We start from the raw sequence: 22,245 nt of genomic DNA on the forward strand, positions 1-22,245 counted from the left end.
ATTCCCAGGGTGAATAGCAATGTGTAGCAAAGGTGTCGATCAAGCTGGTGGTTTACCCTAAGCCGTGTCTTTCATCACCATCGCCTTAACCATCCTCCTCATTATCCAACGCGCGCGGTTTATTATTCCTCAACAGCGCCCATTTTCTGAACTGGGTTGGCGTCATCTCCATCTGCTGGGGAAAGGCGCGTCTGAAGGCGGTGTCTTCACTGTAACCGCATTCGGCGGCAACCTGCTTGATATTGGTCATCGGGTTTTCAAGCAGCAGGCAGGCCATTTCGATCCTGACGCGGGTAATAACGTTTTTCGGGCTTGCTGTCGTGAGTGATTTGAACCTGCTATGGCGCATTTAGGTACAGAGATTCAGAGCGCTGGCTAATTCTTCTGCGGTGATGGGAGGGTCTTACAAGAAAGCGCCATAGCTTACTGGCGCTTTAATATTATCGTGGAATAAAAACAATATCGTAAAATAATATTGTTGGTTATAGCCCCGCAAATTTAAATGGCGTAGCCGGTTTAAAATGTTCTGAGGCTTGACCAGAATAAATAGTGCTTTGGTTTGGTCCTAAATCTAATTTGCTGGCGTTATCTCCACGCGGAGCAAAGTCGATTTTTTTCAAATCAACCCAAAAAATATTGGGGGAGACGGCAGATTCAAAAAAGTACTGCAGCGATTTATGATCGATGACCGTGCGCCAGCGCGTTGAGGCAATGTTTGGCATACCCGGTAAGGAATAACCATATGGAACGGATGCATTACGTATAATGCTGAACGCGGCGGCCAAGTCCGCTTTATCTTTTTCTATTTTTGTTTTTTCTGATTTTTTTTCTTCTGGTTTATTTGGATCAACATTTTTCACATAAAATGAAGCGCGAACAAAGCGGTCGGCGGCACGGTTTGTTCCCGGCAGCATCACATTGCCACCTATCTGATCCCAATAGTCATTCAGCGTCAACTGCTGATCGAAAGTCGGAGAATTGGTCATTACCTGATATTTTGGATCATGATGAATGACCTGTTTACCGTCGATGTATTCAATGATGGCACTGTCACCAGAGGAATCGGATAAGGAAAGGTGAAGCGTCGCCTTTCTATCCTGATGCGGTAATTTTTTTGTGACCAGTATAAATTTTTCCTGTTGTAGCGATTTCACGGCTTCATCAACGGTAGCAAAATTATCCAATACGTATTGTGCCCATGCGGCGATGCTTAAACCTGGCTTTTCTGCGGTCGGTTGGGTCTCAGGATATTTGGATTCTGCCAACCAGAGTACGTTAGCCGCTAACCCTTTCTCATTAACTCCATCGGTCGTCGAAGCCATGAGCTCGTCGCCATCAAAAGCAGAGGCAATAACACTGCCGTATTTTGATGTCCATTCCAGAGAATACTGGCCAGCGGCACCAGAACGCTTTAATTCTCGTGGGAAAATCCAGAGATTAGTATGGGTATCCTCGGCCCAGTCCATTGAGCGGGCGGTAATAGGGTAATCAGGATTATTGATGTCTTTATAAACGAATCGCGTACAGGCGAGCGAAACCGCTGAGCCTAGCGTTAATGCGACCAATGATAATGCACATACCATAGGCTTAATACGCTTATTATTTTTTATCATCTAATTTCTCCACTTTCTACCAGAGATGTGTTGTTAATTGAATTCGCAGATTTATTATAGTCAGTGATTTTTTAATGGCGTTAAAAAATAAAAATAAACTGAAGCGTATTTGTTGATTGTTTAATAATTGTATTTCGTAAATATATTATTCTCTTGGTAAGGTTTTACACCGTATTACGGTGCTTTCGGAGATGGAAATTTTCATCACGTGATAAAAAATTATGGGACTCCCCGATAACACTTGATTTTACTCAAGCCACCGGGGATGCCAGATACACCCAGTCAGGCAGTTTCTTCTGTTTTTAATCCATCAAAGTTTTCAAAGTGCCAGGTTTCGCTGATGCGGCCTCCCTCAATACGGTGCATATCCATACCAGAGAAATGTACCTGCTGACCGGAGGCTTTCCAGCGGTCGAAATCACCAATGTGTCGACCACTCATCGTAATCCTGCAAACTATCAGATCGTTCTCGGAAACCACGGCTTCGATATTGATATGAAAGCCTTCAAAAGCCGCATGTGTATGCGCCACTGCACGTTTAAACCCTGCTGGTGTATTAGGCTGACCGGGATCGGCAGGGTGATTGATCCAATCGCTCGCTAGCAGGCGGTCGAAAGCCTCACTGTCATTGGTATTGAAGGCCCGATAGAAAGCGGCTGCCAGAGACGTGTTATCGTTCATGTCGTTGTTCCTTAGTGTGTTTAGTATCGAATATTCCGCTGTAGAATGTGGCATGCGGTCTGGATAAAAGGAAGAATTTCGCCTGTCACCTCCATACAACGTAAAAATAGGTCAAGGTTTCACCCAATGCTTTAACCTTACCGCTAACAGGCAGTAAACTGATGGAATGATTTTTACCGATCTTCACTGCGGGTACTTACCTGCATGTGCATCGATTCCGTTCCATCCCTTTTCAGTGAGCTATCTGGCCTATGACGTACCTCAAATTCTTGGGGATTGGGTTTATTTGTGTGCTGTTGCTGTCTTTTTGGCAAAGTTGGGCGCAGTCGACGCGCAACGGCGAGACATTTAGTGGACAAACCTGGTGGTCTGCCAAACGCGATTCTTCTGGGCTAGCGCCGAACCCTGTGCAATTCCGCCAAACTGCTATCGTACAGGTTTATGTGGCACCAACTTACGGTTGGCGTGGGCTGGTGGCGGTACATCCGTGGATCATCTTCAAGAAAGCGGGGGAAACCCAGTATCGCCGCTATGAGGTTGTAAGCTGGGGAAGCGATAACGTCGTCCGTCTGAACCGTTCAGCGGCTGATGCTTACTGGTATGGGGCGATGCCGAAGCTGCTGGTGGAGCACCGTGGTGACAAGGCGGAAGCCATGATCCCGCAGATTGAGGCCGCCATTAAAAGCTATCCGTGGCCGAACACCTACCACGCCTGGCCGGGGCCGAATAGCAATACGTTTCTGGCACACATTGGCCGGGAAGTGCCCGCGCTCAAGCTGGATATGCCTGCCAATGCGATTGGTAAAGATTACCGCCCGATAACGCGACCGGTTGGGCTGTCGCCATCGGGGAGTGGTGTGCAGATTTCACTCTTGGGCGTACTGGGTATTACGATGGGCGTTGAAGAGGGGATTGAAGCCAATATTCTGGGGCTGAATATGGGCGTGGACATCAACCCGCCCGCGCTGCGTTTACCTTTTATTGGCCGCCTCGGCTATGAAAAAACGAGCAGTGATGAAGAAGGCTAAGGGCTTAGTTTCACCTTTATGCCCCGCATTGTCGCAGATGCGTCAGCAGATTGGTGACTTCGGGTTGCAGGATCGCGCCGGATTTCACGCCTAGCCAGAGCTGGCGTGAAGCCCACTCATCGGTGAGATTAATGGCACGTAACCCAGTGCCAAGCACTTCTGGGCGAATCGCGCCTTCCGGCAAAACGCTGATCCCCAGTCCTGCCTCTATCATGCGGCAAATCCCGTCAAAGCTGCTGACCTGTACGCGCAGTCGCAGCACTCTTCCCAGTTCGTCCGAAGCGTCTTTCAGCTGTTTCAGCAAAGAACTACCGCTATTCAGGCCGACGTAATCGTAGCCCAATGTGTCGTTAAAACTCACGTCTGACAGGGCGGAAAGTGGGTGCTGGGGGGGAACGAGTACGACAAGCTTGTCCTTACGGTAAGGAATCTTCTCGACCCCCTGTGAGCCGACATTGTCCACGAAGATGCCGATATCGGCTTCACCCATCGCCAGCGCTGTTACCACCGTTTTACTGAGCTTTTCCTCCAGGTTAATACGAATGAGCGGTCGTGTCAGAAGGAACGACGCCAGATCCTGCGGAAGAAACTGAATAATCGCTGAAGTATTTGCCCACATGTGCACGTGGCCTCGCACACCAACGGCGTAGTCATTCATTTCGCTCGCCATGCGCTCCACGTTGCTCAATACATTGCCCGCGAGATTAACTAATTCCTTACCCGCGGGAGTGAGCGTCAGGCCGCGCGGCATTCTGATAAACAGCGCACAGTCCACGGTTCGCTCTAGCTCGGCGATACGTTTACTCAAGGCCGAAAGCGTGATGTGAAATTTTTCTGCGGCTTTGGTCAGGCTGCCCGTCTGAGCAACCTGTAAAAAGATGCGGAGCGACTGGAGGTCAAAATGCGCAGGATTAATCATGATTGTGTGAGCTTCCTAGGTGGTTTGAAAAACACCTCAGTGACCGGTGTATTGATGCAGAGCAGCGTGTTGTCACTTTTCTTATGGCACGCTAACTCTATCACAGCGGGAGGTTTTCCTGAAAGGAAAGGGTCATTGACGATTCAGTGATTATCAAAAGACCTCGTTACTCCTAGGATGTGAGATGTCTGATGTCAGAGGGATCTTGTAAATGCCATTTATCGATCATGTTGATCACCTTGTATTGACCTGCGTTGATCTGGCGGCGACCCGGCATTTTTATGTTGAGGTGCTGCAAATGCGGGAAGAAACGTTTGCAAACGGGCGCGTCGCTTTTCATTTTGGCCACCAGAAAATTAATGTGCACCTGCGCGGAGCCGAGCATGAGCCAAAGGCGCATCTGCCTGTACCGGGGGCGCTCGATTTGTGCTTTATTGCATCGGTGCCGTTAGAGCAGGTTATCGCGCATCTGGCGCACTGCCGCTGGCCAATTACTGAAGGACCGGTGATGCGCACTGGCGCAACGCAGTCAATCCGTTCTATTTATCTGCGCGATCCCGATCTGAATCTCATTGAAATCGCGGAATATTTATCCTAAAACCATCGTCTGTCTACCAGCCTGAAACGCGGTTCTCCAGATTGTCTTGTTATTTATAGGTCATGCACTTTTATGTTTAGCTTAATGATGTTCAGCGATATTTTGTTGTGTTTGCTTTTGGGCGTCGGGCTGGGATTTTGTGGAGGAATGTTGGGGATTGGCGGAGGGATTATCGCGATTCCGATTCTGGGCGTACTCTTTGGGATGGATCAGCACATGGCGCAGGGAACGGCGTTGGTGATGATTACGCCCAATGTACTGATTGGTTTTCTACGCTATCGCCAGCGTAACCGTATTGATACGAGGATGGCACTGACGATGTGTGCATTCGCTACGGGATCTGCCTATTTTTCCGCCCACCTTGCCTCATCGATTGATGTGCATAACCTTCAGCGTGCGTTTGCCATTTTCCTGCTGGTGCTGGCGGCGTACTATATGTGGCAGTGGTATAACAAAAAACGCAGTCAAACGCCGGAGAGGGTACTGTCGACCAAATATCTGCCGCTGCTTGGCGTAGCGAGTGGGTTTATGTCCGGTATTTTTACCGTCGGCGGTGGCCTGGTTGTTGTGCCAGTGTTGGTTACGTTATTTGCCTTTGCACAAACGCAGGCGCAGGGTATGGCGCTGATCCTGGTGGTGCCGGGCGCACTGGCGGCGCTGCTTTCCTATTCGCAGGCGGGGAACGTTGACTGGAGTATCGGTTTTCCGTTGGCGTTGGGGGGCATTGTCAGTGTGTCCTGGGGCGTTGCGGTTGCTCATAAGTTGCCCGTCGTTTATTTGCGAGGTGCCTTTTGTCTGGTGCTGGTCGGCGTGGGGATCACCATGCTGGTGCTTAAATAACGGAGGGGGACGCCATATCTATCGCTGCTAATTCCTATTTATTCCTTTAAATAGATAGGCATTCAGCCTAAAGTTTTCAGCGCTTTCTCCGTTGATAGGTAGGAAGTCATGCGGCCAGACTGATGGTTTTTCTCAGATTCCTGACCGTTGTTAGAACGGACCTAACGAAGCACGGTCGGTGTCCTCTCTGAAGCCCAATCTGAATAAGGCGTGATGTATGAGTCTCGTGAGCTATCTAGGAAAGCAAACTCTCGGTGTACTGGCTGGTTATAAGCAGGGGGGGATGGTCATCCATATTTGCGGTGTCTATCCCAATGCAGATAACAGCCTGCGCGTTTTTTTCCCGCACGGACATGAGTTTGTCGTTGGCGATCTGGCAACCATTCACCTTGATAATCGCTCTGGGGTTGATGAGTTTGATGCCAATATTCAGGTTTATCGCGCCTCTTACAAAGGACGAGTGATAGCAAGCGAAGGCGATTGGGTGGTACTGGAACCGAGAGAATGCCAGCTTTTACATGGTTTCACGCCTGTACTGGACATCCGTGAGCCGGGCTATCAGTTTCCACAAGACGATCGCCCGTCAATGCCGGTGCCTCTGACGCCGATGGTAGATTTTCCGCCAACGGAAAAGCAGGATTTCTCCAACAAGGTCGGTGTGTTAATCACCATGGCTGCCGAACAGCCGCATACCACGGTGTTGGCGTTCCTCTCATCCGTAGATAACGATATCTTCCTGATTACGTTCCCTGAAACCTTTAAATCTCAACTACTCAAACGTAATCCGCACTGCTTTTTTGCGATGGATGAGCGCAGCCATTATACCTTCGAGCGGGCAATTGAATGGAACTACACCATTATTGAAGGGGACGCGTTTATTATCGCGCGCGACAATCCGCTCTATGAAAAAGTGCGCCATGAATTTGTCACCAAGAACCCATGGGAAATCGCCTTTTTCACGCGTCCTGATGTCGAGGTTTACCATATTAAAAGTAAGCAGCTCGTGTGCCCCGGTAATACACAAACGCTTAGCTAAAATATAAAGGGATAGCCGCAGTGCTATCCCGTTTTATATCAGCAAATCGCGGCTTACATTGACAGGTCGATCACCATACGGCCTGTTATTTTCCCGCCTTTCATTTCAGCGAAAATGGCGTTGATGTCTTTCAGGGGACGGCGGGTCACTTTCGGTTTTACTTTCCCTTCTGCCGCAAATTGGAACGCTTCTTTCAGATCTTCACGCGTGCCGACCAGAGAACCCAATACCTGAATACCATCCAGCACCAGGCGCGGAATATTCAGATCCATCGATTCCGGCGGCAGGCCGACAGCAACAATGCGCCCACCTGCACGTACAGAATCGACAGCAGAGTTAAATGCCGCACGGGCAACGGCGGTGACCACGGCCGCATGTGCGCCACCGACTTTTTCCTGAATGATCTTGGCGGCATCTTCTTTGGCAGGATTGATGACCAGATCTGCCCCTACTTCTTTGGCAAAGGCCAATTGCGCGTCGTTCACATCAATCGCAATGACTTTCGCATTAAAGACATTTTTAGCATATTGCAGTGCCAGGTTACCCAATCCACCCAGACCATAAATGGCGATCCACTGTCCAGGCTTGATTTGCGAGACTTTCACTGCTTTGTACGTCGTCACGCCAGCGCAGGTAATGCTGCTGGCTGCGGCAGAATCCAGACCGTCTGGCACTTTTACCGCGTAATCGGCAACGACGATGCACTCTTCTGCCATTCCACCATCGACGGAGTAGCCTGCGTTTTGCACCGTGCGACACAGGGTTTCGTTACCGCTATTACAATATTCGCAGTGGCCACAGCCCTGATAGAACCAGGCTACACTGGCGCGATCGCCGAGTTTTAGCGATGTCACACCTGGGCCGACTTCTTTAACGATACCGATACCTTCATGGCCGAGGGTGATGCCGGTAACATCACCAAAATCACCGTCTTTGACGTGCAGGTCGGTGTGGCACACGCCACAGCATTCCATTTTTAGCAGAGCTTCACCGTGCTGGAGAGGGCGTAGTTTTTTGTCCTGAATCTCAACGGAATGATCCTTTGTAACGATGGCTGCTTTCATTAGTCTTCCTTTTACTGAATGTGTTGTAGGGGTAATGTGTTGTAGAGGTAATGTATTTTGGTTCTACCTATAAAAGAGTACACGCTGGCCAGCGAGTTGATTAATTAGGAAGTGTTTAATTTTGTTACAGAATGATCGGCTTTACGATCAGTGGGTTGCTGTGGCGTGAATATGGTTTGTAGTAGTTTTTATGATGATTAAGGAAGGCGGCGCGTCCGTGCGGCCGTGTTATCGGATGAGGTTACGTTGAGCTACTGCGTTTTTTCTTGCGGCTCCAGAGCCCATTCCACTTTGCCTTTACCGGTATTTTTGGCTTGGTAAAGAGCAACATCCACGCGTTTCATAAAGTGTTCTGTGGGTTCTTGGCGCTGTTTTTTACCTGCCCCAATGCTGACAGAAAGATGATGCATATTTTTAATAATGATTTTGTTCGCGTTTTTTAATACTTCTCTTGCCAGTTTCTCTGCTCGATCTTGTGTTCCGGCATACAGAATAATCGCGAACTCTTCGCCACCTATTCGGGTTGCGACCACTTCACTGTTGTCGAAACGGGAAAGAATATGGCCGAACTTACTGAGTATTTCATCGCCTTTCGTATGCCCATATTTGTCATTGATGACTTTGAAATTATCGATGTCGATAATAAATAAGTAGGGTGTTTTCGCTTCGAGTTTTTTTAATTCGTTAATAAAAAACCGGCGATTAGGGAGCTGTGTGAGTTCATCGCTGAATGACTGTATTCTGGCTTCGACATACTTATTGTTGATTTGCTGTATCAGGGTATAGACACCGAATCCGACGCCAAACATACCAATAATTCTCAGCATATCCTCCACATAGTATCCAACCAGTTTGGGTTGATAGATAAACTCATCCATGAAGTCAAACGTGGCTGAGCATATCCAGACATGCAGTCCGAGTCGAATGGATAAGGCTGAAGTATGGTTAAGTGAGATCTTACTGGTACACGACAAAATAAAAAAAAGAAAAACCAGCGCGATCGAATCGGTATAAGACCCTGGGTTATTGTGCAATTGCTCCTGAAAGTCGCGGTGCTTGAAGAACAGGAGATTAAATATAATGATTAACACGGATAATAAAAGGGCAAACCTTATTGACGAGGACGCCTTTTTATTTCTATCAATGAAGTCATGATCATACTCTTTAAAAGGCATTGTGGATCTCCTCTTGCATCACTTTCCAATCCTATCATGAAACCTGTTGAATACATTCAGTAGCGTGGTGCTGAGCGGTGTGGTCCAGAGAATGACGACAATCTGATAAATGTACAAAAAGTAGACGCCCGATCGCTCAGGCGTCTTTATTCATTAAAAATCGGCTTTCAGCACGACGCGGTAGCGGGCTTTGCCGTCACGCACATGCTGGATGGCATCGTTGATTTTCGACATTGGGAACAGTTCTGTCTGTGGCTTCACGCTGGCACGCGCGGCAAGCTTCATCAGAGAACGTAGCTCATGTGGCGAGCCAGTAGAAGAACCAGAAACGCTGCGATCGCCTGCGATAAGCGTAAAGGCTGGAACGCTAAATGGCTTCATCACTGCACCGACGGTATGGAACTTCCCGTTATAGGCAAGCGCGTTAAAATAGGGTTGCCATTCCAGATCGACGCTCACGGTGTTAATGATGAGATCGAACTGGCCTGCCAGCGCGGTCAGCGCCTGCGGATCGCGGCTGTTGACGACTTTATCGGCACCCATCGCCAGCACTTCCTGTTCTTTGGCTGGGTTTGAGCTGAACGCTGTGACTTCACATCCCATCGCGTGCAGGAGCTTAATCGCGATATGTCCCAGACCGCCGATACCGATAACGCCGACGCGGCTGGTCGCAGTGACATGATGCATTAACAGCGGTTTGAAAACGGTGATGCCGCCGCACAGTAGCGGGCCCGCAGATTCGATATCAATGGAATCAGGAAGCGGGATAGCCCACTGCCAGTTCGCGCGAATCTTATCGGCAAAACCGCCTTTATTCAGAATCGTCGGCACGCTGCCTTGCTGACAGTTGGTTTGGCTGCCGCTGATACAGGCATCGCAGTGCCCACAGCTGCGTGCCGTCCAGCCAATGCCGACGCGCTGACCAATCTTTAATCCTTTGTTCTTTGCCGCGTCACCCAATGCGTGTACACGACCAATCACTTCATGCCCGGCAACCAGCGGATAGCTCGACATTCCCCATTCGTTATCAATCATCGAGAGATCGGAATGGCACACGCCGCAGTAATCAACCACGACTTCGACGTCTTCCGCTTGTAGCTCACCCGCATCAAACTCATACAACTCCAGCGCTGCGCCTGCTTCCGGTGCGGCATAACTCTTGATTATCGTCATCACAATTTCCTCAGTATGGGTTTGATTAACCAGTCTAAAGGGTTATGGCATTTTTCTCTATGTCACAACGTGCCTGTGGTTTTTCATTTTGTGTTGCGTGGAGTGGGCAAGCGCTTGCTTTACTGAAATCACTTACTTATGCTGCAAAGTCTAAGTACATGACTCGGGGTGCCCTTCTTTGTGAAGGCTGAGAAATACCCGTACCACCTGATCTGGATAATGCCAGCGTAGGGAAGTCACGGTATGCCTACCGGTTGCCGCCTTCTTCCACGCCGGTTGGGAGACCTATGAACATGCGACCCGCCGACTTTTCTGCCGCTCAGGCAGCAACATCACTCACCCAACTTCATTCTGCTTCACCGCTGATCCACTGCTTGACCAACGATGTGGTGCAATCTTTTACTGCTAACGTGCTGTTGGCGCTGAACGCATCGCCTGCGATGGTGATCGATGCTGAAGAAGCCGCGCAGTTCAGTGCAGTTGCCGATGCGCTGCTGATTAATGTCGGTACGCTGGAACGCACGCGTGCCGATGCGATGCGTGCGGCAGTAAATAGCGCACATCAGGCGGGTACGCCGTGGGTGCTCGATCCGGTTGCCGTTGGGGGGTTAACTTTTCGTACTGAATTTTGCCGAGAATTGCTGGCATGGAAGCCTGCAGCGATTCGCGGCAATGCCTCTGAAATCATGGCGCTTGCGGGGTTAGTCGCACAAGGGCGGGGCGTGGATAGTGCCGATGATTCCCTTGCCGCGCTCCCTGCTGCGCGCGAGTTGGCACTGCAGGTGGGGACGATTGTCGCGGTGACCGGCGTTGTGGATTATGTCACTGACGGTGAGCGTGATATCGCGGTCACCGGTGGCGATAGCATGATGACACGCGTGGTCGGTACGGGCTGTGCGCTGTCGGCGGTGGTCGCGGGATTTTCTTCTCTGGAAGGTGACCGCTTATCCCATGTGGCGGCAGCGTGCTATGTCATGGCGTTAGCAGGGCAGCAGGCGGCTTCGGTGTCGCAAGGTACGGGCAGCTTTATCCCCAACTTTCTCGATCGGCTTTATACCCTGCGTGCGGAGGATCTGGTATGAAACGTATCAATGCGTTGACGATTGCGGGCACCGATCCGAGCGGTGGCGCGGGGATTCAGGCGGATTTAAAAGCGTTTTCTGCGCTGGGTGCTTACGGCACGTCGGTCATTACCGCGCTGGTGGCGCAAAATACGCGTGGCGTGCAGTCGGTCTACCGGATTGAGCCGGATTTTGTTGCGGCACAGTTGGATTCTGTACTGAGCGATGTGCGTATCGATAGCGCCAAGATTGGTATGCTGGCGCAGACCGATATTGTCGAAACTGTTGCCGAGCGTCTGCGTCATTACGCCGTTCCTTTCGTGGTGCTGGACACTGTGATGTTGGCGAAAAGTGGCGATCCGCTACTTGCGCCGGAGGCGGTAGAGTCGATCCGCCGTGAGCTGCTGCCGCTGGTTTCTCTCATTACGCCCAACTTGCCGGAGGCTGCCGCGTTGCTGAATACGTCGCCTGCCGCCAACGAGCGGGAAATGCGTGAGCAGGGGGAAGCGTTACTGGCGATGGGCTGTCAGGCGGTGTTGATGAAAGGTGGTCACCTTAGTGAAGCGGAAAGCCCGGACTGGCTGTTCAGTCGGCAGGCTGAGCCGCAGCGCTTTAGTTCCCCGCGTGTTAATACTCGCCATACGCACGGTACCGGCTGCACGCTGTCTGCCGCGCTGGCGGCGCTGCGGCCACGTTACGATAGCTGGGGCGAGACGGTCAACGCAGCGAAGGAATATTTACAGCAGGCGTTACAGCAGGCCGATACGCTGGAGGTCGGGCACGGAATCGGCCCCGTTCATCACTTCCACCGCTGGTGGTGAGCCCTCAATCATTCGAGCTGCCGCTTTCCTATCGCTTGAGGTATGACGGGCATAAGTAAATCGACTTGTACTTTGCGTGACATATTTGTCAGTAATTTCAAACTAAATTAAGCGTATTTCGGCGTGACAGTGCGCGTGTGTCCGGTTACTTTGCTGTGAAATCTTGGCGTTAATGTGAAATAGGATGTGGGGATAACATATGGCAGGTTCTGCTCGCAGTACGATGGCTGCCAAGGCACTTCAGACGATACTCAATATCGGCCTACTGGTGCTGGCGACCATTCTGGTGATTTTTTTAGTCAAGGAAACGTTCCATCTGGCGAAGGTGCTGCTGGTCTCCAACGAGAAAGATTCCTCCTATCAACTGATAGAAGGCATCGTGATCTATTTCCTGTATTTTGAGTTCATTGCGCTGATCGTGAAGTATTTTCAGTCCGGCTATCACTTCCCGCTGCGCTATTTTATCTACATCGGCATCACGGCTATTATTCGTCTGATTATTGTCGATCACAAAAGCCCGTCGGATACGCTGGTGTATTCCGCGGCGATCCTGCTGCTGGTGGTGACGCTGTACCTGGCAAACAGTAATCGCCTGAAGCGGGAATAATCAAAACGCGCGGCTATTCCAGTAGCGAGCACTGCGGCGGTAACCGACAGTGAATTGCGGCGGGAAGCACTTCAATGCGGAAGCGTTTGGCGGTGAGCGGTTCGCCGTCCAGATTAAATGTCATATCGTCTGGCGCGATAATCTCCAACCAAGGTAAGGTAGCGGAAATCATGTTCTGGTTTTCGCTGCCGGTAAACCAGGCCTGAAGCATATTGGGCAGCAACTCCTTTGCTGATAGCACGCTCAGCTCCAGTAGCCCATCGTTGATCAGCGCTTCTGGGCACAGCTCCTGTCCACCACCGGCCTGACGGCCATTTCCTACTGCGATAACCAGCGTATCGCCCGACCAGTGGAAATCTGGCCCGTGAATCTCACAGCGCTCGGCTTGCAGCATGTCCATACGAAAGAGTGCGTGTAGCACGTAAGAGGCACTTCCCAGCGCAGCCTTCATCTTGGCGGGGGTCTCCGTGGTAATACGGGTGGCAAACCCGCCCGTCGCCATATTGATGAAATAGTGTTTGTCGTTCACTTTAGCAATATCAATGGCGGTGGCTCGGCCTTTGATCGCCAGCGTCAATGCGTTGTGCATCTCCATCGGAATCTGACAACTGGTGGCAAAATCATTAGCCGTACCCAGCGGCACAATTCCCAGGGTCGGACGAACCTCTTCTGGCTGCACCGCTAATGCTGCGGCAACTTCATTAACGGTGCCATCACCACCCGCGGCGATCACGTTGTCCGCATTAAGTTGGATGGCCTCGTCCACATAGCGTTTGGCATCGCCGTACTCCCAGGTGACGCGGACATGCAGCGTATAGCCGTCCTTACGTAGCTCACCAATAGCGTCGCGAAGATCTTCGTTACCCGCACTTTTTCCATTCAAAATCAGCAGTGTGATTGGATTTTTTTCCATGTTGTCTTTCTCTGGCTGCGATGTGGTTGATACAGAAACGTTGCAGTTAATCATAGTCATTAAATCGGCAGGTAGACATCAGAAGAATCGGTGAATATACCCGTCATACTTCAAGTTGCATGTGCGTTGGCAGCGCTTAGTCACCCGAATCACTTACCTGAGTAAGCTCATCGGGATGAAATGAGAGACATCCTGTCTCTCACCGGAGGCGAGCCAGCGGCTGGTCAAATTCGTTCTCGACGAATTTGACCCTCACTTGCCGCATGCCTGAAACTCGAATTATTTAGGGTATATTTGCGGTGGGAAATACGTGATCGAGAGAAAAAGAAAAGCCAGCTCAAGGGAGATTGAGCTGGCCAAGGAGGTGGTTCCTAGTAGTATCACTACGCTTATTTTTCGTTCTATGTTTTCTCAGCGACGCAATATTAACCACAAGTCCAGCGAATTGATGTGATCTGTTTCTAATATTCGTTAAAAAAACCCTGAGCTTTGTAACGATACCCTCGGGCGGTTAGGGCATGACTTCGTAGTAGGGAAAGGGCGATGATGGGGGATATCGTAAGGAAGTGCTGTTTTATGAGAGCATCGCCGGATGGCTGTACATCCGGCGATATGACGGTTTTATTCCGCGTTAGGGTTACGCGTGGTGGTGCCCGGCAGATTGCGCAGCAATAGTGCGTAGTCCAGCGAAACATCGTCCGGCACCGGCAGATAAACGATATGACCGTTACCCGGCGCAACCTCGGTCGGCTGCCCTTTGACATTTTGCATCGCTTCGATCGTGAATTGAATATTGCCGTTTGGCGTCATCATTTCCACGCTGTCGCCGCAGGAAAACTTGTTCTTCACCTCGACTTCTGCCAGCCCATCGCGACGAACGCCGGTAAATTCACCGACAAACTGCTGACGATCGGAAACGGAATAGCCGTAGTCATAGTTCTGGTAATCTTCATGCACGTGGCGACGCAGGAAGCCTTCGGTGTAGCCACGGTGCGCCAGACCTTCCAGCGTTTCCAGCAAGGTTGGGTCGAATGGTTTACCCGCGACAGCATCGTCGATAGCGCGGCGATATACCTGTGCGGTACGGGCGCAATAATAGAATGACTTGGTGCGGCCTTCGATTTTCAGCGAATGCACCTGCATTTGCGTCAGGCGTTCAACGTGTTGGATCGCACGCAGATCGCGGGAATTCATGATGTAGGTGCCGTGCTCGTCTTCAAAGGCGCTCATGTATTCGCCGGGGCGCAGATTTTCTTCCAGCATAAAGACTTTGTCGGTTGGTTCGCCGATGCCCAGCGCAGGTTCAACGTTTTTCACCGCGATAGGTTCGTGCTGATGGACGATGTTCCCGACCTCATCCTCTTTACCTTCCTGAACCTTATATTCCCAGCGGCAGGCGTTGGTGCAGGTGCCTTGGTTTGGATCGCGTTTGTTGATGTAGCCGGACAGCAGGCAACGCCCTGAGTAAGCCATGCACAGCGCACCGTGAACGAAGATCTCCAGTTCCATATCCGGGACGTTTTGACGGATTTCCGCAATCTCTTCCAGCGACAGTTCGCGCGATAGAATCACTCGCGTCAGCCCCATCTGCTGCCAGAATTTCACCGTCGCCCAGTTGACCGCGTTGGCCTGAACGGAAAGGTGAATATCTACCTGTGGGAAGTTTTCTCGCACCAGCATGATCAAACCTGGATCGGACATGATCAGCGCATCCGGCCCCATTTCGATGACGGGTTGCAGGTCACGCAGGAAGGTTTTCAGCTTGGCATTGTGCGGCGCGATGTTAACGACCACGTAGAATTTCTTGCCTAGCTCGTGCGCTTCGTTAATGGCTTGCGCCAGAGTCTGATGGTTGAATTCGTTATTGCGCACGCGCAGGCTGTAGCGAGGTTGACCGGCATAAATAGCGTCCGCGCCATAGGCAAAGGCGTAACGCATATTTTTCAGCGTACCGGCCGGAGAAAGCAGTTCCGGTTTAAACATGGTATCTCTCGATTCTGATCACAAGTCAGGCTGCTCCACGGCGGGAACAGTAAAGGCGGAGGATTCTAGCGCTAATGGGGGGAAATTGCAGTAGACGACACACGAAACGTGGGCCTATTGTTTGACGTAAATCAATTTTTTGACCTAAATAAGGAATGGCCTGCCATAAACGGAGCAGGCCAGATCCAGAAGGATTAACGCGTGGCGATACGGGAAGTGCCGAGAGCTTCACGGTTATGTGGCTGATACAAATCGACCTGTGGGCCAACCGGTACGATCTGCGTTGGGTTCAGCCAGGCAATGCCGTAATAACCGGCTTTGATGTGGTCGATATTCACCGTCTCTGCAACACCCGGCCACTGATACAGTTCGCGTAGGTAATTCGACAGATTCGGGTAGTCTGCAATACGCTTCAGGTTACATTTGAACGCGCCGTGGTAGGCCACGTCAAAGCGTACCAGCGTTACAAACAGGCGCCAGTCGGCTTCGGTCAGCGTGTCGCCCAACATATAGCGATGTCTGCCCAAATGATCGTCCAGTTCGTCCAGCGTGGTGAAGAGCGTGGTGACCGCATCGTTATAGTGTTCCTGCGTTTTGGCAAACCCGGTCTTATACACGCCGTTATTGACGTTGTGGTACACGGTTTCGTTCCAACTGTCGATCTCGCTGCGCAGTTCCGATGGGTAGAAATCGAGGTGGTTGCCAGTCAGGTCGTTAAATTCGCTGTTCAGCATACGGATGATATCCGCCGATTCATTGTTCACGATACGGCCTTCCACCCGATCCCACAGCACGGGCACGGATACCTTTCCGGTATAGTCGGGGACGCTAGCGGTGTACAGCTGGTGCAGATAGTGAATCTCGCCGACATGTTCGCCAGCATCCTGCGGCGTTGCAAACTCCCAGCCGTTATCGGCGATGCGTGGGTTGGCAACGGAAAGCGAGATGATGTTCTCCAGCCCTTTCAGCTTGCGGAAAATCAGCGTGCGCGATGCCCAGGGGCAGAGATAGGAGACAAAAAGCTGATAACGACCGGCTTCTGGCACCAGCTCGGTTTGTCGAAATTTGGTTTCTTCGCGGTGGAATGCTCCGTTTTTGATCTCTTCCGCCGCGACATCACCGTTAACCCATTTGCCATTCACTAAGCCTGACATATATTTTCCCCTGTCTATTGTTTTCAAGCCTCATCCTTTTGAAGGACAACTGTTTTGAAGAGCAATTGTTTTGCAAATCAATCAATTGTTTTCAAAATCAATGGCGTTGAAAAATCAATCGTGTTGCAGGTAACCTGTGCCCCGCATGTGGTGCGGGTGGATACCTGTCATTATTGTAGGCTTGAAATGGTAACAGCCGTGGGAAAAGAGAAAATGACAAAATTTTCATTAAGTCGAACAGTATTTTTGACGGGCATGGGAAGGTTGCGGTTAGCGCTCTGCCGCCAACAGCCCGTAGAGCGCAGAATCAGAAACTTCACCGTCTACGATCCAACGTTGCTTTAACAACCCTTCCTGCGTGAACCCCAGTCGTTCCAGCGATTTGGCTGAAGCCACATTACGGGGATCGATTTCGGCTTCCAACCGGCTTAGGCCCACTTTTTCAAAGGCAAAATCCCGCAGGGCAGAGAGCGCCTCCGCCATATAGCCTTTTCCTTGCGCACTTGCTGCCAGACAGTAGCCGATCTCTGCGCGTTTAGAGTCAATCTCAAGGTTGAACAGTACGCAGGTGCCGATCAGCTCACCGCTCTCTTTGACTTCCAGACCTAGCTTCATGTATTGCCCGGCACACAGCGCGCTCCAGTATTCGGCAATCGCGTCATGCGCCTGTTCGAGCTGTTGCCAGGGTGGGTGATTCCAGAAACGCATGACGACCGGATCGGACATAAAGACGAATAGCGCAGGTGCATCATCACGATAAAGCGGGCGTAGCAGCAAGCGAGGCGTCTGGATTCGGGTGGTTTCGGAAAATAGCGCAGTCATTATCGTGAAAGCCTCTCTTCGTGTGATAGGGATTTGTATGGAATAGGTTGGTGTGAAATGGAAGACGGTTACGCTGACCGATGGCCAGCTTGCAGTGCGGCAATATCACCCGCAGTAATGGCTTCCAGATGACGCGTGATTTTTTCTATCGGCCAGTCCCACCAGCACAGCGTTTCCAGTATCTCGATGACTTCTGGTGCAAAACGCGGCTTCAGGATTTTTGCCGGATTACCGCCGACGACCGTATACGCGGGCACATCGGCAGTGACCACGGCGCGTGAGGCAATAACGGCACCATTTCCGATGCGGATACCGGGCATGATCAGCGCGTCATAGCCAATCCAGACATCATTGCCGATCACCGTGTCGCCTTTACAAGGTAGATCCTCTGACTTCGGCGTTACTTTCTCCCAGCCGTTGCCAAAAATCTGAAAGGGGTAAGTCGACAGGCCGGAGAGCCGATGATTGGCACCGTTCATGATAAATTTTGCGCCACGCGCGATAGCACAAAACTTACCGATGATTAATTTATCGCCGATAAACGGATAGTGATAGAGCACGTTTTGCTCGAAATGTTCCGCGCCATCGGGATCGTCGTAATAGGTATAGTCGCCAACCTCAATATTCGGGTTGGTGACAATATTCTTGATAAAACACACTTGGGGGAAACCAGCCATTGGGTAGCGGTTATCAGGATCGGGTCCGTTCAAAATAGGCTCCATAACATCATAAGACGGTTGGATTTATACCTCATTACAGGGCGCTGCTTCCCAGCGATAGCCGATGCCGTACACCGTGCGGATAAACGAGGTTTCTTCATCCAACTGTTCCAGCTTGCGGCGCAGGTTTTTGATGTGGCTGTCGATGGTGCGATCGGTCACGACGCGATAATCGTCGTAGAGCTTATCCAGCAGCGCCTCGCGTGAAAACACCTTTCCTGGTTCGGTAGAGAGCGTCTTGAGCAGACGAAATTCCGCTGGTGTCAGATCAAGATTTTGCCCGAGATAGCTGGCCTGAAAGCCGCTTTTATCAATCAACAGCGCGGTTTCGCTTTTCTCGGCGGCTTTCACGCCGTCATTCTGCCAGCCGCAGCGACGTAGTAGCGTTCTGACGCGCACGACGACTTCGCGCGGGCTAAAGGGTTTACAAATATAATCATCAGCACCAATTTCCAGCCCCAGCAGGCGATCGATCTCTTCGATGCGGGCGGTGACCATGATAATCGGCACGTTAGAAAATTGACGGATGGTGCGGCAGAGCGTCAAACCGTCGCAGCCCGGCAGCATCAAATCCAGCAAGATGAGTGAAGGGGAATGCTGCCGTACCCACTCGACGACATCGTTGCCGTTGGGCAGCCAGTGTGTGGCGTAGTCTGCGGCCTGAAGATAATCCACCAGCAGTTGCCCCAATTTGGGTTCATCTTCGACGATCAGAATAGGTGACGCCATAGCGAAATCGGATGCGGTTGTCATAGCTCTATTTATCTTCGGTTTCGGGATTGGCTCTTAATCAGGTACGTGCGACGGAAGTTCGATGGTAACCATCACTCCCCCTAATGGCGAATGTTCAGCATACAGTCGTCCGCTATGTGCCTCAACGATATTATTGCAGATAGCCAAGCCCAAACCGGAACCGCCGCTGGCGCGGTTGCGCGAGCTTTCCGCGCGATAAAAACGCTCGAAAATCAGCGTAAGCTGCTCGTCGGTGACGCCGGGGGCGCTGTCCTGCCAGATAATGGCCCAGCGCTTATGCTGCTGAACAACGGTAATGGCTAGCTGACCCTGTTCATCGGTGTAACGCAGGCTATTTTCCAATAAGTTATTAAATAACTGGCTTAACCGATCCGGGTCACCAAAAACGCTAACCTGAGCGGGCAAATCGGTGGTGAGCACAATCTGCTTTTTCTGGAAGCGTTCATGAAACGCGGCGATAGCAATGTGCAGGATTTGCACTACATCGACAGACGTTTTGCGGTAGGCCAGCGCCCCGCGATCGGACAGCGTGAGCTGATGCAGATCGTCAACCAGCTTGGTGAGCGTTGCGACCTCAGACTGAAGCGAATGCAGAGAATGCGCGTCGGGCTTGCGCACGCCGTCCTGCAAGGCTTCCAACTCGCCGCGCAGCACTGCCAGCGGCGTGCGCAATTCGTGGGATACATCGGCCATAAACGCGCGGCGGGACTGTTCGTTTTTTTCCAGCGTGTTGGCAAGCTGGTTAAAATCTTGCGCCAGCCTGCCCAGTTCGTCATGCGAGCTTGCCGTTACTCGCGTGCTGAAATCCCCCGACGCCAGGCTGTGCATGCCGCTGACCAGCCGTTTGACGGGGGCGAGCAGGCCGCGTGCGGTCAGCCAGGTGGCGATGATGGCGAGCAGTGTCGAGAGGGCGACAATCAGCCAACTGGTGCGCTGCTGCTGTTGATCGAAACTGATATCGGCGTTGCGGGTCAGGCGTTCAACGGGCGAGGCGACAATCCAGCCGACCGTCTGATTCTGTACCTGAATGGGCTGCGAGGTCCCTTCATTGGGGATCGGTGCCGGAGAGCCGAATAATTTGCGTTTGCTTGCATCTAACACCCAGATACGTACCCGCCATCCTTGCATGCTGTTGTCGGTATCGTTGTTCTGATCCATGGAGTGCAGCATCTTGAACACCAGACGCTCATTATTGCGCAGGAATGACCAATCGCCGTGCAGCTGATATTGCTCTGCCAGTGCATCGCGCAGTTGCGTAACCCGCTGTTCGTTGCCGCGCTTAATATAGTCGATAAAGCCGCGTTCAAAGCTAACGCGTACGCCCCAGTGCATGGTAACCAGCACCAACATGCAGGTGGCGAAAATGGCGAGGAATAATTTGGCGGTGATTCCGAATTTCATAACGACCTCACGATTTACGCGCTAGCGTTGACTGTTTTACGGTGTCAGGCGGAACATGGTTAAAAATCAACGCAGGCAGAGCGATAATGACAATCATACTGAGATAGGTGTAGAGAAATACCGTATGGGTTGCTCCACTTTCTGCCGCGATGTGTGGTTGAGAAAATATGCCCAGCAGAATACCCGCGATACTCACCCCCAGGCTGGTGGAGAGCTGCATTGTCATCGACAGCAGGCTATTACCGCCGCTGGCGAGGGGATCTGGCAGATCTTTCAACGTCAATGTATTCATTGTGGAGAAGCGAATAGCGTTCACTGTACCGAGGAAGAACAACACAATCGGGATCAGCCAAATCCACTGCATAAGCGCGACCAGCGCAAATAGCGCGGTGACCAGCGCCAGCAATAACGTAGACGCGACCAGCACATTGCGGTAACCGAACCGATTGACGATCTGTACCACGACGCGTTTTATTCCCATGCTGCCAAGTACCATTGGCACCATCATTAGCCCTGCATGGAACGGGGAAAATCCCATTCCCAACTGTAAAAACAACGGTGTCATAAACGGTAACATGCCGCTACCGATGCGCGCCAGAAGCCCGCCAGTTAAGCCGATAGAAAAGGTATGGGTGTCAAACAGACGTAGATTAAATAGCGCCTGTTCGTTACGACGAGCGTGAAGCCAGTAGCTCAACAGCGCGATGAGCCCGATGGTAATCAGCGCGAAAATGGCAATCGGCGGAATACCGAGACTACGATTACCATCCAGCGCTAGCGTCAGCGTTGCCATGCCGACGGCAAGCCAAACGAAACCGCTGATATCAAAGCGCTGAGTCTGCATGGTGTAGTTGGGCATCAGAAACCAGGTTGCCAGCGCGCCGATAATGCCAACCGGCAAGTTGATGAGGAAAATCCAGTGCCAACTGGCATATTCCACCAGAAAGCCGCCGAGTGCGGGCCCCAGTAATGGCCCGATCTGGCCGGGCAGCGTCACGAAAGTCATTGCCGCCATGTACTGATCGCGTGGGACGATTTTCATCACCGTCAGGCGCCCGACCGGCACCATCATCGCGCCGCCAATACCCTGAATCACGCGTGAAATCAGCAGCTCATCCAATGTTTCTGAACGGGCGCACAGCAGCGACCCCAGCGTAAACAACAGAATCGCGGCGAAGAAGATATTCTTCACGCCAATGCGATCGGCGAGCCAGCCGCTGGCGGGCAGCATCACTGCTACGGTCAACACATAGGAAACGATCACCGAATGCATATGCAGCGGGCTTTCATTCAGACTCGCGGCCATAGAAGGCAGCGCGGTATTCACGATAGTGGTATCCAGCGTCTGCATAAAAAAGCCAAAGGCAACAATCCAGAGCTGCCAGCGGACGGAAGCTGGTTGGGTCATCTTCCATGACCCTCTGGAGTGTTGGATATATTTGGCATAGTTGGTGGTGTCCTCAAGCCATGTATCGTGTTATTTCGGAGAGATTTCGTGCGCTTAACATTTGTTTTTCTCTGCATGTTTCCCGTATGCGCCCGACACAGGGCGCTCAGTCGCCGCCGCCCTGTGAACCCAGGCTGTTTGGCGAGAAATGATGCCGCTTCGCGGTTCCTTCGTCTTCAATGTTCTCCTGTTCGGACCGCCGCTGACGCGTTTACTCGCCCCATAAATGGGGCTCGCCCTTCGGGCCAGCACAAGTGCTGTTCAAAAACGTCTCGACGTTTTTGTCCGACGCGGCAGCGACTTTCGCGGCGTCCTGCCGCTCATCCGGGAGAACATTTCCTTCTCAGCATCATTTACGCCAATGCGGGCGTTTGTTTCGAACTATATGTTCCTTTTCTGCCACTTCGTATGCTTAACATTTTCCTCGGCGTAAAAAA

Annotated in this window: 21 protein-coding genes, 1 pseudogene and 1 riboswitch; of the genes and pseudogenes, 7 read left to right on the plus strand and 15 right to left on the minus strand. The window is 51.5% G+C overall.

The features are described from left to right. Window positions 1–85: 85 nt before the first annotated feature. The 3 genes and pseudogenes from CLR69_RS00375 to CLR69_RS00385 all read right to left on the minus strand — a co-directional run. A pseudogene (locus CLR69_RS00375) lies at window positions 86–403 on the minus strand (helix-turn-helix transcriptional regulator); the annotation flags it as partial. A gap of 79 nt (window positions 404–482) precedes the next feature. After that, complete coding sequence (locus CLR69_RS00380; protein WP_129711965.1) at window positions 483–1,613, minus strand: linear amide C-N hydrolase; 1,131 nt, start codon at window positions 1,611–1,613, stop codon at window positions 483–485. A gap of 282 nt (window positions 1,614–1,895) precedes the next feature. Continuing rightward, entirely contained in the window at window positions 1,896–2,294 is a 399-nt protein-coding gene (locus tag CLR69_RS00385; protein ID WP_129711964.1) for an ester cyclase, read from the minus strand. Window positions 2,295–2,545: 251 nt separating this feature from the next. Here CLR69_RS00385 and CLR69_RS00390 point away from each other — a divergent pair, with 251 nt between their 5' ends. Then, the gene (locus CLR69_RS00390) at window positions 2,546–3,322 is read left to right on the plus strand and encodes a DUF3750 domain-containing protein (protein ID WP_129705086.1); all 777 of its coding nucleotides are present in this window, start codon (window positions 2,546–2,548) and stop codon (window positions 3,320–3,322) included. Window positions 3,323–3,338: 16 nt separating this feature from the next. On the opposite strand, the gene CLR69_RS00395 is transcribed toward CLR69_RS00390, so the two are convergent. Next, the gene (locus CLR69_RS00395; protein WP_129705088.1) at window positions 3,339–4,241 is read right to left on the minus strand and encodes a LysR family transcriptional regulator; all 903 of its coding nucleotides are present in this window, start codon (window positions 4,239–4,241) and stop codon (window positions 3,339–3,341) included. 211 nt (window positions 4,242–4,452) lie between these two features. On the opposite strand from CLR69_RS00395, the gene CLR69_RS00400 reads away from it, so the two are divergent. The 3 genes from CLR69_RS00400 to CLR69_RS00410 all read left to right on the plus strand — a co-directional run bounded on the left by CLR69_RS00400 (window position 4,453) and on the right by CLR69_RS00410 (window position 6,715). Further along, window positions 4,453–4,839 carry a VOC family protein gene (locus CLR69_RS00400; RefSeq protein WP_129705090.1) on the plus strand — a complete coding sequence of 129 codons (387 nt, stop codon included), beginning with the start codon at window positions 4,453–4,455 and terminating at the stop codon, window positions 4,837–4,839. 72 nt (window positions 4,840–4,911) lie between these two features. Next, on the plus strand, window positions 4,912–5,679 hold the full coding sequence (locus CLR69_RS00405) for a sulfite exporter TauE/SafE family protein (protein ID WP_242451509.1): 768 nt from the start codon (window positions 4,912–4,914) through the stop codon (window positions 5,677–5,679). Between the two features lie 217 nt (window positions 5,680–5,896). Beyond that, window positions 5,897–6,715, plus strand: coding sequence for a hypothetical protein (locus tag CLR69_RS00410; RefSeq protein ID WP_129711963.1), 819 nt, complete (start codon window positions 5,897–5,899; stop codon window positions 6,713–6,715). 53 nt (window positions 6,716–6,768) lie between these two features. Here CLR69_RS00410 and adhP read toward each other — a convergent pair whose 3' ends face one another. The 3 genes from adhP to ahr all read right to left on the minus strand — a co-directional run bounded on the left by adhP (window position 6,769) and on the right by ahr (window position 10,127). Next, complete coding sequence (adhP, locus tag CLR69_RS00415) at window positions 6,769–7,779, minus strand: alcohol dehydrogenase AdhP (protein ID WP_129705094.1); 1,011 nt, start codon at window positions 7,777–7,779, stop codon at window positions 6,769–6,771. Between the two features lie 251 nt (window positions 7,780–8,030). Then, window positions 8,031–8,954 carry a GGDEF domain-containing protein gene (locus CLR69_RS00420; RefSeq protein WP_129711962.1) on the minus strand — a complete coding sequence of 308 codons (924 nt, stop codon included), beginning with the start codon at window positions 8,952–8,954 and terminating at the stop codon, window positions 8,031–8,033. Window positions 8,955–9,107: 153 nt separating this feature from the next. Then, window positions 9,108–10,127: an NADPH-dependent aldehyde reductase Ahr gene (gene ahr / locus CLR69_RS00425; protein WP_129705098.1), complete on the minus strand. Its 1,020-nt coding sequence runs from the start codon at window positions 10,125–10,127 to the stop codon at window positions 9,108–9,110. Window positions 10,128–10,281: 154 nt separating this feature from the next. Beyond that, window positions 10,282–10,378, plus strand: a riboswitch (TPP riboswitch). Between the two features lie 36 nt (window positions 10,379–10,414). Between ahr and thiM the strand changes: the two genes are divergently transcribed. From thiM to psiE, 3 genes are all read left to right on the plus strand, one after another. Continuing rightward, window positions 10,415–11,209, plus strand: a complete 795-nt coding sequence (gene thiM, locus CLR69_RS00430) for a hydroxyethylthiazole kinase (RefSeq protein WP_129711961.1) — start codon at window positions 10,415–10,417, stop codon at window positions 11,207–11,209. After that, window positions 11,206–12,009 carry a bifunctional hydroxymethylpyrimidine kinase/phosphomethylpyrimidine kinase gene (gene thiD / locus CLR69_RS00435; protein WP_129705103.1) on the plus strand — a complete coding sequence of 268 codons (804 nt, stop codon included), beginning with the start codon at window positions 11,206–11,208 and terminating at the stop codon, window positions 12,007–12,009. The genes thiM and thiD overlap by 4 nt, the downstream gene beginning before the upstream one ends. A gap of 199 nt (window positions 12,010–12,208) precedes the next feature. After that, window positions 12,209–12,616: a phosphate-starvation-inducible protein PsiE gene (gene psiE, locus CLR69_RS00440; protein ID WP_129705105.1), complete on the plus strand. Its 408-nt coding sequence runs from the start codon at window positions 12,209–12,211 to the stop codon at window positions 12,614–12,616. A 13-nt stretch (window positions 12,617–12,629) separates the two neighbouring features. Here the strand turns inward: psiE and yegS are convergent, their stop codons facing one another. From yegS to mdtD, 8 genes are all read right to left on the minus strand, one after another. Continuing rightward, window positions 12,630–13,529 (minus strand): lipid kinase YegS, encoded by a 900-nt coding sequence (yegS, locus tag CLR69_RS00445; RefSeq protein ID WP_129711960.1) that lies wholly within the window; start codon window positions 13,527–13,529, stop codon window positions 12,630–12,632. 621 nt (window positions 13,530–14,150) lie between these two features. Continuing rightward, window positions 14,151–15,512 (minus strand): prephenate-dependent tRNA uridine(34) hydroxylase TrhP, encoded by a 1,362-nt coding sequence (gene trhP, locus CLR69_RS00450; protein WP_129711959.1) that lies wholly within the window; start codon window positions 15,510–15,512, stop codon window positions 14,151–14,153. Between the two features lie 194 nt (window positions 15,513–15,706). After that, window positions 15,707–16,666, minus strand: a complete 960-nt coding sequence (locus CLR69_RS00455) for a glutathione S-transferase family protein (protein WP_129711958.1) — start codon at window positions 16,664–16,666, stop codon at window positions 15,707–15,709. Between the two features lie 270 nt (window positions 16,667–16,936). Next, window positions 16,937–17,488, minus strand: a complete 552-nt coding sequence (locus CLR69_RS00460; RefSeq protein WP_129711957.1) for a GNAT family N-acetyltransferase — start codon at window positions 17,486–17,488, stop codon at window positions 16,937–16,939. Window positions 17,489–17,556: 68 nt separating this feature from the next. Then, window positions 17,557–18,210, minus strand: coding sequence for a Vat family streptogramin A O-acetyltransferase (locus tag CLR69_RS00465; protein ID WP_129711956.1), 654 nt, complete (start codon window positions 18,208–18,210; stop codon window positions 17,557–17,559). Between the two features lie 21 nt (window positions 18,211–18,231). Further along, on the minus strand, window positions 18,232–18,960 hold the full coding sequence (gene baeR, locus CLR69_RS00470) for an envelope stress response regulator BaeR (RefSeq protein WP_129705117.1): 729 nt from the start codon (window positions 18,958–18,960) through the stop codon (window positions 18,232–18,234). 33 nt (window positions 18,961–18,993) lie between these two features. After that, a complete protein-coding gene (baeS, locus tag CLR69_RS00475; protein ID WP_129711955.1) occupies window positions 18,994–20,361 on the minus strand; it encodes an envelope stress sensor histidine kinase BaeS in 1,368 nt (455 codons plus the stop codon). Window positions 20,362–20,368: 7 nt separating this feature from the next. Then, window positions 20,369–21,796 carry an MFS transporter gene (mdtD, locus tag CLR69_RS00480; protein WP_277950128.1) on the minus strand — a complete coding sequence of 476 codons (1,428 nt, stop codon included), beginning with the start codon at window positions 21,794–21,796 and terminating at the stop codon, window positions 20,369–20,371. Window positions 21,797–22,245: the final 449 nt, after the last annotated feature.

It is taken from the genome of Pectobacterium zantedeschiae (genome assembly GCF_004137795.1).
Lineage (GTDB): Bacteria > Pseudomonadota > Gammaproteobacteria > Enterobacterales > Enterobacteriaceae > Pectobacterium > Pectobacterium zantedeschiae.